Here is a 13,041-nt window from a genome sequence, read left to right as displayed (position 1 = left end):
GGCTTTATTCACCCGCCGGTCAAGATAATTATTAATAACCTCTGCTGAGGACTGCCCTGCTATGAGCACAATTCTTGATCGCGTGGTTAAAAAAAATCGCGCCCGGCTAATTCCGTTTATGCTGGCGTTATATATTCTGGCATTCCTGGATCGCTCAAATATTGGTTTTGCTAAAGAAACCTATCAAATAGATACCGGTCTCAGTAACGAAGCCTATGCCTTGGGGGCCGGTATCTTCTTTCTGGTTTACGCATTTTTAGGCGTCCCGGCTAATTTGCTGATGCGTAAGTTCGGCGCGCGCACCTGGATCGGCAGCACCACGGTATTATGGGGCTTATTATCCGCCGCCATGTGTTTTGCCGATACCGAAACCAAATTTCTGGTGGTCAGGACCCTATTAGGCGCGGCCGAGGCCGGATTTTTCCCCGGCATGATTTATCTCACATCATTATGGTTCCCGCAAAATAACCGGGCCAGCATCATGGGGTTATTTTATATGGGCGCGCCGCTGGCGCTGACGCTGGGCTCGCCATTGTCGGGCGCGTTATTGGAAATGCATGGTTTCATGGGCCATGCAGGCTGGTTCTGGATGTTTGGCATCGAGGGGCTGCTGGCGGTATTCGCCGGTATATTTACGTTTTTCTATCTGGATGATAATCCGCAAAAAGCCCGGTTTTTGAGCGCGGAAGAAAAACAGGTATTGGCCGCGCAGCTGGCCAGCGAAGACCAGAAAAAAACCACGTCGCGCTTTCGCGATGCCCTGGCCAATAAACGCGTATGGCAACTGGCGCTGATTTACATGACCATCCAGATTGCGGTCTATGGCCTGATTTTCTTCCTGCCGACCCAGGTGGCGCAATTAATCGGTACCAAGGTGGGCTTCACCGCCTCGGTGGTCACCGCCATTCCATGGGTCGCCGCCCTGTTCGGCACCTGGTATATCCCCCGCTACTCCGACCGTACCGGCGATCGCCGTAATGTTGCCGCATTGACCTTGCTGTGCGCGGGTTTTGGCATCGGCCTGTCGGGGCTGGTCAGCCCAATCCTGGCCATCGCCGCGCTATGCGTGGCGGCGGTGGGTTTTATCGCCGTGCAGCCGGTGTTCTGGACCATGCCGACGCAAATACTGTCAGGCACCGCGCTGGCGGCGGGCATCGGCTTTATCAATCTCTTCGGCGCCGTGGGCGGTTTTCTGGCCCCGATTATCCGGGTTAAGGCCGAAACCGGCTTCGGTTCCGGCTCGGCGGGCCTGCTGACCCTGGCCGCGATCGCCATCATCGGCGCGCTGGGCATCATGACGCTGAAAGTGACTAAAACCCATCCCGGCATAAATCGTATCAATAGCGTATCGGGCAAATAAGCCATCATTGAAATTGAATAAGGGCATTTCATGAAAGAGATATTAGCCAACCCCTTCAAGGCGGGATTACTCAGGGGCGAGGTGCAGATTGGGCTTTGGTTGAGCACCACCTCGGCCTATATGGCGGAAATCGCCGCCACGTCATCCTACGACTGGCTGCTGATCGACGGCGAGCATGCGCCCAATACCATCCAGGATCTCCACCATCAGTTGCAGGCCATCGCCGCTTACCGCAGCCAGGCGGTGATCCGCCCGGTGGAAGGACAGAGGGCGCTGATAAAACAGGTACTCGATATCGGTGCCAGGACACTGCTGATCCCGATGGTGGATACGGCGGAGCAGGCGCGGGCGGTGGTGGCGGCGACGCGCTATCCGCCGCAAGGGGTAAGGGGCGTGGGGGCGGGCGTGGCCCGCGCCGCGCGCTGGGGCCGGGTAACAGACTATATGCGCCAGGCCAATGACGAACTGTGCCTGCTGGTGCAGGCTGAAAGCAAGACCGCGCTGGATAATCTGGATGACATCCTGGCGGTGGAAGGCATCGACGGCGTATTTATCGGCCCGGCGGACCTGTCGGCGTCCCTCGGATACCCCGACCGGGCCGACCATCCTGAGGTCCAGGCCATTATCCAGCGCAGTATCGAGCGTATTCGCCAGGCCGGCAAGGCCGCCGGTTTCCTGGCGGTCGATCCCGCCATGGCCCGGAAAGCCATCGGCTGGGGAGCCAATTTCGTGGCGGTCGGGGTGGATACCATGCTGTATACCGAAGCGCTGGACCATCGGCTGCAACTGTTCCGCCAGTCTTCATGGACCGCGGCGCCGGGGAAAAGCAATTATTGAATCGGCTAGCCAAGCCCGCCAGGGGAAACCGGGGCGGGCTTTTATCTTGCCGATTATAATCCGGGAAAACCTGCGATTAATTTTTGGCGGGTGGCATTCCACCCTGAAATTCATTTAATCCACCGCAGTTTTATACCCTGGGCAATGCCGGATCAACGCCGCTATATATTCAAAAAAATATGTGATCGGCAACGCATTCATCCGGGCAGATGCACACAAAAAAAAATCTTAACCCGCGTAATTTTGTTTATCTGTCTGATGGTTTTTGATTTTCCCACCCCTATACTTTTATACAATTTTAAAAATGAGTAACGTGGCGATTATTAAAAAAACCGCTGCGGCGTATTAATCTACGTCGATTTACTCACCCATTATTCGTCACTGTTTAAACGAACCTTGAGGGACTTTTACATGGCGCAAGAGACTTCCCAGCCGACCGTCACGTCGATGAAAATTATTCCCGTTGCCGGCCATGACAGTATGCTGCTCAATTTAAGCGGCGCCCATGCGCCATTTTTTACGCGTAACATCGTGATATTGACTGATAATTGCGGCCACACCGGGGTCGGCGAAATCCCGGGGGGCGAAAAGATCCGGCAAACCCTGGAAGATGCCAAGCCGTTGGTGGTGGGCAAGACGCTGGGCGAATATAAAAATATCCTCAACCAGGTCCGTCATCAATTTGCCGATCGCGATGCCGGCGGCCGCGGCCTGCAAACCTTTGACCTGCGCACCACGATCCACGTGGTAACCGGTATCGAGGCGGGTTTGCTCGATTTATTAGGTCAATTCCTGAACGTCACGGTGGCCTCGCTGCTCGGCGATGGCCAGCAGCGCGACGCCGTTGAAATGCTGGGCTATCTGTTTTATGTCGGCGATCGCGCCAAGACCGATCTGCCTTATCAAAGCCAGCCCGGCGACCCTTGCGATTGGTATCGGCTGCGCCACGAAGAGGCGCTGAACGCCGATGCGATAATCCGCCTGGGCGAAGCGGCCTATGAAAAATATGGTTTTAATGATTTTAAACTCAAAGGCGGCGTGCTGTGCGGCAGCGATGAGGCCGAGGCGGTCACCGGGCTGGCCAAACGTTTTCCCCAGGCCCGCATTACGTTGGACCCTAACGGCGCCTGGTCTTTGGAAGAAGCCATACGCCTGGGCAAACAGCTGCGCGGCGTATTGGCGTATGCGGAAGACCCCTGCGGCGCGGAACAGGGATTTTCGGGGCGCGAGATCATGGCTGAATTCCGGCGCGCCACCGGGTTGCCCACCGCCACCAATATGATTGCCACCGACTGGCGCCAAATGGCGCACACCCTTAGCCTGCAGTCGGTTGATATTCCGCTGGCGGACCCGCACTTCTGGACCATGCAGGGGTCGGTGCGCGTGGCGCAAATGTGCCATGAATTCGGCCTGACCTGGGGTTCGCACTCCAACAACCATTTTGATATTTCTTTGGCCATGTTCACCCATGTGGCCGCCGCGGCGCCGGGTAAAATCGCGGCCATCGATACCCACTGGATCTGGCAGGAAGGCAATCAGCGGTTGACCAAAGAGCCTTTGCAAATCGTCGGCGGCATGGTCGAAGTGCCGAAAAAACCCGGACTGGGCATTGAAATCGATATGGATCAAGTCATAAAGGGCAATGAGTTATATAAAAAATACGGTTTGGGCGCCCGTGATGATGCGATGGGAATGCAATATCTCATCCCTAACTGGACCTTTGATAATAAGCGACCTTGTTTAGTTCGCTAAATACCATCGCTTTCATTCTGCTCCAGGCGTGTTACCTGGAGCAAAAAAAATTCCGTTTTATCGTAAATAAAACCAAGCCTTTTTATATTTACCTTGTTTAATGATGCAGGCAGATTGTTGTGGTTGCTGAGTAATATGTAAATATTTCTAGCTAAGTTAATATTTTCATTCAAATAGTTGTTATTAATTATTTGCAATGAAGACAATACATTACTATGATTCAGGAGTTTTTATGGATACGGTAACTTCCGCAACAATTGCAACCAAAAGAACCAATAAACGCTATTGGATCGTGGTAATGCTGTTTATTGTTACCTCGTTTAATTACGGCGATCGGGCGACGCTGTCCATCGCCGGCTCGGCAATGTCCAAAGAAATCGGCTTGGACGCCATAGGGATGGGGTATGTTTTTTCCGCTTTCTCCTGGGCGTATGTCATCGGCCAAATACCGGGCGGCTGGCTGCTTGACCGCTTTGGTTCCAAGCGCGTTTATTTTTGGAGTATTTTCGTTTGGTCATTATTCACGTTACTGCAAGGGTTTGTCGATATTTTTAGCGGCGCCGCCATTGTGGTTTCGCTGTTTATGCTGCGGTTTCTGGTGGGATTGGCCGAAGCCCCCTCTTTTCCCGGCAACAGTAGAATAGTCGCCGCCTGGTTTCCGGCGCAGGAACGCGGAACCGCGGTATCCATATTCAACTCGGCGCAATATTTCGCCACGGTGATTTTTGCCCCGATTATGGGTTGGCTGACCCATGCGGTGGGCTGGTCCCATGTGTTTTTCTTTATGGGCGGCCTGGGTATCGTGCTCAGCTTCGTTTGGCTGAAAGTTATTCACGATCCCAGGGATTATCCCGGCATCAACCAAGCCGAGCTTGAATATATGGAAGCCGGCGGCGCCTTGATAAATATCGATGCCAAAAGCGAGAAACGCGCGGCGGTCAAAGGCGAGAAATGGCGGCAGGTCAAGCAGCTGCTATCGTCGCGGATGATGGTAGGCGTATATCTCGGGCAGTATTGCATCAACGCCCTGACGTATTTCTTTATTACCTGGTTTCCGGTTTACCTGGTGCAAGAACGCGGCATGTCGATTTTAAAAGCCGGTTTCCTGGCGTCGGTGCCGGCCATTTGCGGCTTCCTGGGCGGGGTGCTCGGCGGGGTGATCTCCGACTTCCTGATGCGTAAAACCAACTCCTTGACCTTCGCGCGCAAAACCCCCATCGTCATCGGGATGTTTTTGTCAATGTCGATGATCTTTTGCAACTACATCGAGACCGAGTGGATGGTGGTGGGAGTGATGGCTTTCGCCTTCTTCGGCAAAGGCCTGGGAGCGCTGGGCTGGGCGGTCATGGCGGATACCGCCCCTAAAGAAATCAGCGGGCTGAGCGGCGGTTTGTTTAATATGTTCGGCAATATTTCCGGCATCGTGACCCCGATCGCCATCGGCTACATTATCGGCGTTACCGGTTCGTTCAAGGGCGCGCTGGTCTATGTCGGGATACATGCCCTGGTGGCGGTGTGCAGCTACCTGTTTATCGTGCAGGATATCAAGCGCATTGTATTAAAACCCGTAAGTTAACTTGGACCAGTCCAGGATTGGCGGCCGGCCCAGGATAATCGCCCGCGGTTTAAAATTCATCCAGCTGTTTAATATGGTCGTTTTTATCGAGCGTCAGCAGCGCGCACAGGCTGATAACCGCCGTGACCGCCACGTAATAGGCGGGAATATCATGGTTGCCCGTTTGCTGGATAAGCGAGGTGATAATTAATCCGGCACAACCGGAAAATAGCGCATTGGACAGCGAATACGCCAGCCCCAGGCCGGTGTAGCGCATGCGGGTAGGAAACATTTCGGCCAGCATCGCCGGGCCAGGGCCGGCCAGCAACCCCACCGCCCCGCCGGCGATCAGGACGGCCAGCCCCTTGACCAGCAGCGAGTCGCCGGGGTGTTGCAGCACCTTCAGCAGCGGGAACGCCAGCACCAGCAGGATCAGGGTGGCGGTCACCATCACCGCGCGCCGGCCGATGCGATCGCTGAGTATCCCGGCGGGGATAATGGTCAGGGCGAACCCCACATTGGACAGGACGGCAATAATCAGCGCGGCGTGAAAACCGGTGTGCAGCACCGATTGCAGGTAGGTGGGCATCACCACTAAAAAGGTATAACCCGCGGCCGACCACACCATCACGCGGCCGATCCCCAGAAAGATGGCTTTAAACACCTCGCCCCGCGGCGGCGCGGCGGTCGCCGTACGGGCGGATTGCGCCCGGACGAACGCCGGCGTTTCCTCCAGGCTCATGCGCAGCCATAGCGCGACCAGCCCCATCGGCAACGCGAGCAGAAATGGAATGCGCCAGCCCCATGCTTCGAGCGCCGCCTGCCCAAGGATACCGGACAGCAGGGCAATGACGCCCGCGCCGGCCAACAGCCCCAGCGCCACCGTCAGCGACTGCCAGGCGCCGTAAAGGCCGCGCTTGCCGCGCGGGGCGATTTCGGTCATCAGCGCCACCGCGCCGCCATATTCCCCGCCGGCGAACAGACCCTGCAAAATACGCAATAGCGTCACGATCAGCGGAGCCGCCACGCCGATGCCGGCATACACGGGCACCAGGCCGATCAGCGCCGTGGCCAGCGTCATCATCACCAGCACCAAAATCAGCGTAGGCTTGCGGCCGATGCGATCGCCGATGCGGCCGAACACGGCGGCCCCCAGCGGACGAAAGAAAAACGCCACGGCAAACGAGGCGTAAGTCAAAATCAGGCTGGTAAGATCGCTTTCGCCCTCCAGCTTGAAAAAATTCTTCGCAACGATGGTGGCCAAAAACCCGTAAACGGCAAACTCATACCACTCGATAAAATTGCCCACCGACCCGGCGAGCAGCGCTCTTTTGTGGGAACGTAACGCCCTGGCGTCGGCGTGCGGCATGTTTACCTCTCAATAAACCGTTACGGAACAGGATGGCGCGCAGCAGGCCGACCGCGCGGCCGTTTATTTCTTCCAGAGCTTTTTACTGGCGAGGTCCGCGCCCGCGCGCATGGCGCGGAATTTTTCGCGCACCACCGTAGGATGGACTTCCGTATGATAGGTGGCCTGCGAAGAAAAACCGCAGTCGGCCCCGGCGATGACATTGTCGCGTCCCACGCGTTCCGCGAAGCGAATCAGCCGTTCGGCAATCAGCTCCGGATGTTCCACGGTGTTGCTGGCATGGCAGATCACCCCCGGAATTAATCGCTTACCCGCCGGCAGCTTGACCTCTTCCCAGAGGTGATATTCATGTTCGTGGCGTACATTGCCGGCCTCGAATGAATAGTCCGACGCATTGATATCGAGCATATAACGCACGAACTCGGCAAAGGGCACATCGTGGATACGCGGGCCTTCGTTAATGCTGTAGCAGGTATGATAACGGATTTTTTCCTGCGGCAGGCCGCGCAGCGCGTGATTGAGTATCTCCACATACTGGCCCGCTTTGCGATGAATGGCCGGATTGTCCAGGGTGCGATCGGCAAACAGATCGGGCAGGAAAGGATCGTCGATTTGCAAGCTGAAGCCCGCATCAATCACCGCTTTATACTCGACGCGCAGCGCGTCGGCCACCGCGGCCAAATAGTCGGCTTCGCTGGCGTAAAACTCATTGCTGCCCACGCCGGTGGGCGCCACGGACGGGATAAAAGCGGAATGCGCGCCCGCTTTACCCAGCGCTAGCGCCAGGTTAGCCAGATCCCGTTGCAATTGCTCGATCCCGTGATAAACGATCGGGCCGGTACAGGCCACCGGCACAAAGGGCACCAGATTGCCGCCGAGCATCGCCGCGCCGAAATAGTGCTGGTAATACTCGGGGAAAGCCTCGACTTCGGCGTCGAAAGCCGCATATCGCTGCCCAGGACGCGGTGAGAATCCGCTCATGCGGTCGCGGACATACGCAAAGAAACCGACCTTGGATTGCTCCCCGTCGGTGACGATATCGATACCGTCGTCGACCTGCTGCTGAACCGACTCGATCACCGCTTGTGTGATGCAGCTTTCCAGCTCCGGCTGATTCTCTTCGCCTTCGATATTCGCCTTCATCAAATCCAGTAATTTCACGGGACGAGGAAGACTGCCGACATGGGTGGTCAAAATACGTTCAGTGCCTTGCGGTGTGGACATCATTACCCTTTAGCTCAGGTTAAAAATGGGTGAGAAATTACCTTACTATGGCATCCGGAGTTTGCAAAGCCTTCCGGCGCATGATTGCGGCCGCGAACCAAACGGCGGCGCGCGCCATTTTCTTTTACGTATTATCTCATATGGTTATCAAGAATTGATGTTTGTAGATCAACGCTAAGATCATATAGTCCCGTCATGGATTTAACAAACGACTTCATATTATGACAACCATGATTAACAAAAGGGCCGCAATTTCCACATCGCCCAGGGCGTTGGCCGCCCGGTCGCTATGGCATTGCAGCCGCGGATGGCTGTCCACGCTGCTATTGGTGCTTATCTGGTATATCGCTTCCGCTACGGGTTATCTCAGCGCGCGTTCGCTGCCGGGGCCGGACCGCATTATTATCCGGGCATGGCAATTAACCCTGGACGGCACCTTGCCCCAGGCGCTGTGGGTCAGCCTGGCCAGGGTATTTTGGGGGGCCTTGCTAGGAATAAGCGTCGGGTTGACGGCCGGGCTGATCGCCGGATTCTCCCGGCTGGGCGAAGATATCCTCGATAAACCCATGCAAATGATCCGCACTATCCCGTTCACCGCGCTGGTGCCGCTGTTCATCCTGTGGTTCGGCATCGACGAAACGCCCAAAATCCTGCTGGTGGCGCTCGGCGTAATGGTGCCGCTTTATGTCAATACCTTTGGCGGCATCCGCAATGTCGATATCAAGCTGGTGGAGGTGGCCCGCGTCGCCCGCATGGGCCGCGTGGCCATCGCTTTGCAGGTGTTATTGCCGGCGGCCCTGCCCACCTTGCTGCTGGGGCTGCGCTTTGCCCTGGCCCTGGGATGGATCGCCATTATCGTTGGCGAAACCGTGGGAGCGAACTCCGGTATCGGCTTCCTGCTGACGTCCGCCCGCCAGTTTGTGCGCACGGATATCATGATGGTCTGCGTTTGCCTGTACGCCGTCCTGGGGTTGGCCACCGACTACCTGGTGCGTCTGCTGGAACGGTGGTTATTGTGCTGGCGGGTCGTTTATACCGGCTGATTTCCCTGCGCGTCACGCCATTTCATTCATCCGATCCGAGGAAAAATTTATGACAGTCGTTGTCGGCGCACACCCGCAAAACCTCTCGCTCTCGATTCTGGCCCGCAGGAAATCCCTGGTGGAGGCCCTGCGCGAGGCGGGCATAACTTTTTTTATCCATAGCGCCGGCGCCCAAACCCTTCCGCTGGTCCGTCTCGGGGCGATCCACTTGGCCGGCACCGGCGCCACCCCGCCCCTATTGGCCGGGGACCTGGGGTTGAAGGTAGCGGTATTCGGCATGTCGGGACCGCGCCCGGAAAACGGCGGCCTGGTGGTTCGGCGCGATTCGCCCTTCCGCGACCTGCGGGATCTGGCCGGGAAAAATATCGCCCTGATGCCCATTTCCTGGCATCAGCAATTTCTGGCGGCGGAATTGGACCAGGCCGGGCTGGGCTGGCGCGACGTGAACGCGGTGGAGCTGCTGCCGGCGACGGCGGGCGACGCGCTGACCGCCGGGCTATTGGACGCCATGGTGACCACCGATCCGCTGTATTCGCAATTGGCGGCCAAGTCCCCGCTGCGCGTGCTGGCGCGCCCCGGAGATAATTTCTCCAATCGTTCCGTTTATTGGGGCACCCATGACGTCCTGCGGGAACGGCCGGGCGCGGTAAAAATTCTCTATGAGGCGCTGATTGCCTCCGACCGGGCCACCGCGGCCGACCCGGCCGAGGCGGCCCGGCTGCTGGACGGCGTCAACGGCAACAGCGCCGACCAATGGCTGCCGGCGCTCACCGCGCGCCCCTGGGGGGTCGAACCGCCGGACGCCGGCTTCCTGGCCGAACAGCAATCCCACGCGGATCTGTTCGCCAAATTCGGCCTGCTTAGCGCCGCGCGGGATATCAGCGACACGGTTACCTACCGCTTCGCGCGCGCCGCCATCAATTAACTGACTCCCGGAGCTTTGTATGGACGTTTTATGGTATCTGACCGGCCCGGACGGGCGTTATCCCTGGCGGGCGGACGGCGCCCGGCCGTTGACCTACCCCTATTTCCAGCAATTGGCCCGCGCCGTCGATCATTTGGGCTTCACCGGCGCCCTCCTGGCCACCGGCGCGCACGACGCCTGGGTGCAGGGCGCCTCGCTGATCCCTTATACCGATGATTTCCAGCACCTGATCGCCGCGCACCCGCCGCTGCTCTCGCCCACGCTGCTGGCGAAAATGATCGCCACATTCGATCGGTTTTCCAAGGGCCGGCTGCGGGTGAACATCGTAAATGGCGATGCCAAACTGATGGCGCAGTTCGGCGTGCATTTAAGCCATGATGAACGCTACGCCTATACCGACGAATATCTTACCGTGCTGACCGCGCTGCTGCGCGGCGAAACGGTGACCTTCAAAGGCAAATATATTCACGTCGTGGATGCCGGCCTGCCCCTGCCGCCTTACCAGCAGCCGATCCCGCCGTTATGGTTCGGCGGTTCGTCCAAAGCGGCCCATGAAGTGGCCGCCAAGCATATCGATACCTACCTGTCCTGGGGCGAAACCCCGCAACAGGCGCAGGAAAAGATACGCGAAGTGCGCCAGTTGGCCGCCAAATACGGCCGGGCGGATAAAATCCGGTTCGGCATCCGCCTGTATGTCATCGTGCGCGATACGGAAGAGGCCGCCTGGGCCGCCGCGCAAGATCTGTATGACCATATGGATGAAAAATCCATCGCCGGCGCCCAACGTTATGTGGCCGGCATCGATTCCATCGGCCAGCAGCGGATGTCGGCGCTGCACCGCGGCCAAAAGCCGCGCGATTTGCGCGAACTCGAAATCGCCCCGAATCTTTGGTCGGGCATCGGTCTGGTCCGCCACGGGCCCGGCACGGCCCTGGTCGGCAGCCCGCGCCAGGTCCTGGCGCGCATGCAAGATTACCGCGATGCCGGCATTGACGTATTTATCGTTTCCGGCATGCCGCTGCTCGAAGAAGCCTACCGGTTCGCCGAACTGGTATTGCCCCATCTGCCCGTGGCCCGCAAAACCGAACAGGGCGTCACTTCCGCTTGGACTAAAGAAAGAGATACCGCATGGAAAAATCTGGTTTGAAGCACAAGACCCCGGCCGGCAGAATCATCACCAGCCGGCGGCAATTTATCGGCGCATTGGGCGCCGGCGCGGCGGCGCTATGGCTTGGCGCCGGCTCCCGGGCCGCCCGCGCGCAATCCGCCAGCGCGGCATCCGACCAGGGGGTGGCGCGGATTTCGCCGCTGCAGGCCTTCAATTTTCTGACGCTGGCGCAGTTGGACGGCTTGATTGACGCCCGGGTGAAAGCGGTGGGCGGCTCGGTTGACTGGAAACCGGCTTTTCCCGCCTATGTGCCCACCGCCGAGGCGTTGCGCGGCGGCAGTATCGATATCGGCAGCGGCAGTTCCACTTCGTTTCTGACCGCCGCCGACGGTGAAAAGGATTTGGTGGTGTTTGCGGTCGAACACAGTTCCGGCAAGGATCAGGGCATTGTCGCCACCGCCGCCAGCGGAATAAAAACCGTCGCCGACCTGGTGGGTAAAAAAGTGGCGGTCAACCAGGGGGGCACCGGGGAATACCTACTGCGCCTGGCGCTGGCCCGTCATGAGATCCCGGTGGAAAAAGTGCAGGTGGTCTATCTCGGCCCCACCGACGCCGCCACGGCGTTCTCCCAAGGCCAGGTGGACGCCTGGGCGGTGTGGGAGCAATTTTTTGCCATGGGCCAGGCCGAACCCGGCGCGCAGGTGGTGGTCTACGCCAGCGATATCGGTTCGCTCAACCGTAATGTCCATGTCACCACGCGCCGTTTTGCCCAGGAGCATCCCCTGCTGGTGCGCGCCGTGTATGATGCGATGCGCCAGGAGGCCCAGGCCGTGCAATCGAAGCCGGATCTGGTGGCCGAGCTGAATGAGAAAGCGGGCGTGCCGAAAGACGTGGCCGATATCATCCGCCGCATTCCCCCGTCGACCATCATCCCCGCGGACGAATCGGTGCTGAAGGAATTCCAGGAAATAGCCGATTTTTATACGCGTTATGGACTGACCAAACAACCGATCGACGTAACGGGCACCGTTTATAATGTCATTACACCAGGCTGAAAATCCCATGGACGGCGTAAAAATCCGGTCCTTGTCCCGCCAGTTCGCCGGCGGTCCGCCGGTGCTGCACGGCGTGACGCTGGACATCGCTCCCGGCGAATTCGTGGCGCTGCTCGGACGCAGCGGCTCGGGGAAATCCACTCTGTTGCGTATCCTGGCCGGTCTGGATAAAGGGTATCGCGCCGATTCGCTGGTTATGCCGGCTTCGGTGGCGGTGGCCTTCCAGGAGCCGCGGCTGTATCCGTGGCTGCGGGTGTGGCGTAACGTGGTGCTCAACCTGAAAGTGGCACACCGCGAGCGGGTGGCCCGGGACGCCCTGGCCGAGGTCGGCCTGGGCGACAAGGCCGGCGTATGGCCGCTAACCCTATCGGGGGGCCAGGCCCAGCGCGTCTCGCTGGCCCGGGCGCTGGCCCGCGAGCCGGAATTATTGCTGCTGGACGAACCGTTCGGGGCGCTGGATGCGCTGACCCGCCTTAGCATGCATAAATTGGTGCTGGATCTGTGGCGGCGCCATCAGCCCGGCGTCCTGCTGGTGACCCATGATGTGGATGAGGCGCTGTTATTGGCGGATCGGGTATTAATCCTGGATACCGGCCGGATTGTGGCCAACGTCCGGGTGGATATTGCCCGCCCCCGGCGCATGACCCATCCGGTGCTGGATGGGTTAAAAACCGAATTGCTGTCCCATTTGGGGGTGAATGTGGATCTGCCCCCCGCCTGATCGTGGCCGTTGCGCGCCTATATAGCCGTTTAATGCATTTGAAAAGCCGGATATATCAGTTGGCGCGCGTGCGCCGGACCCAATACATTACC

Annotated in this window: 11 protein-coding genes; 9 read left to right on the top strand and 2 right to left on the bottom strand. The window is 58.4% G+C overall.

What is annotated here, in order from left to right; all coding sequences use genetic code 11:
* Positions 1-61: 61 nt before the first annotated feature.
* From ACL2XP_RS08315 to ACL2XP_RS08300, 4 genes are all read left to right on the top strand, one after another.
* Positions 62-1,360, top strand: coding sequence for an MFS transporter (locus ACL2XP_RS08315; protein ID WP_413738233.1), 1,299 nt, complete (start codon positions 62-64; stop codon positions 1,358-1,360).
* A 30-nt stretch (positions 1,361-1,390) separates the two neighbouring features.
* Entirely contained in the window at positions 1,391-2,197 is an 807-nt protein-coding gene (yfaU, locus tag ACL2XP_RS08310) for a 2-keto-3-deoxy-L-rhamnonate aldolase (RefSeq protein ID WP_413738232.1), read from the top strand.
* A gap of 411 nt (positions 2,198-2,608) precedes the next feature.
* Entirely contained in the window at positions 2,609-3,949 is a 1,341-nt protein-coding gene (gene gudD, locus ACL2XP_RS08305; protein ID WP_413738231.1) for a glucarate dehydratase, read from the top strand.
* A 232-nt stretch (positions 3,950-4,181) separates the two neighbouring features.
* A complete protein-coding gene (locus tag ACL2XP_RS08300; protein ID WP_413738230.1) occupies positions 4,182-5,525 on the top strand; it encodes an MFS transporter in 1,344 nt (447 codons plus the stop codon).
* Between the two features lie 49 nt (positions 5,526-5,574).
* On the opposite strand, the gene ACL2XP_RS08295 is transcribed toward ACL2XP_RS08300, so the two are convergent.
* A complete protein-coding gene (locus tag ACL2XP_RS08295) occupies positions 5,575-6,873 on the bottom strand; it encodes an MFS transporter (RefSeq protein ID WP_413738229.1) in 1,299 nt (432 codons plus the stop codon).
* Between the two features lie 63 nt (positions 6,874-6,936).
* Entirely contained in the window at positions 6,937-8,100 is a 1,164-nt protein-coding gene (locus ACL2XP_RS08290; RefSeq protein WP_413738228.1) for a cobalamin-independent methionine synthase II family protein, read from the bottom strand.
* Between the two features lie 227 nt (positions 8,101-8,327).
* Here ACL2XP_RS08290 and ACL2XP_RS08285 point away from each other — a divergent pair, with 227 nt between their 5' ends.
* From ACL2XP_RS08285 to ACL2XP_RS08265, 5 genes are read left to right on the top strand one after another with little or no spacing between them, the layout of a single operon-like run.
* Positions 8,328-9,140 (top strand): ABC transporter permease subunit, encoded by an 813-nt coding sequence (locus tag ACL2XP_RS08285; RefSeq protein WP_413738227.1) that lies wholly within the window; start codon positions 8,328-8,330, stop codon positions 9,138-9,140.
* 49 nt (positions 9,141-9,189) lie between these two features.
* Entirely contained in the window at positions 9,190-10,065 is an 876-nt protein-coding gene (locus ACL2XP_RS08280; protein ID WP_413738225.1) for an ABC transporter substrate-binding protein, read from the top strand.
* A gap of 19 nt (positions 10,066-10,084) precedes the next feature.
* Positions 10,085-11,212, top strand: coding sequence for an LLM class flavin-dependent oxidoreductase (locus ACL2XP_RS08275; RefSeq protein WP_413738224.1), 1,128 nt, complete (start codon positions 10,085-10,087; stop codon positions 11,210-11,212).
* The gene (locus ACL2XP_RS08270; RefSeq protein ID WP_413738223.1) at positions 11,194-12,228 is read left to right on the top strand and encodes an ABC transporter substrate-binding protein; all 1,035 of its coding nucleotides are present in this window, start codon (positions 11,194-11,196) and stop codon (positions 12,226-12,228) included. The genes ACL2XP_RS08275 and ACL2XP_RS08270 overlap by 19 nt, the downstream gene beginning before the upstream one ends.
* Positions 12,209-12,949 (top strand): ABC transporter ATP-binding protein, encoded by a 741-nt coding sequence (locus ACL2XP_RS08265; RefSeq protein ID WP_413738222.1) that lies wholly within the window; start codon positions 12,209-12,211, stop codon positions 12,947-12,949. The genes ACL2XP_RS08270 and ACL2XP_RS08265 overlap by 20 nt, the downstream gene beginning before the upstream one ends.
* Positions 12,950-13,041: the final 92 nt, after the last annotated feature.

The organism is Sodalis sp. RH21, from assembly GCF_047324175.1.
Classification (GTDB): Bacteria; Pseudomonadota; Gammaproteobacteria; order Enterobacterales; family Enterobacteriaceae; genus Acerihabitans.
This window is presented reverse-complemented; position numbering and strand designations above follow the sequence as displayed.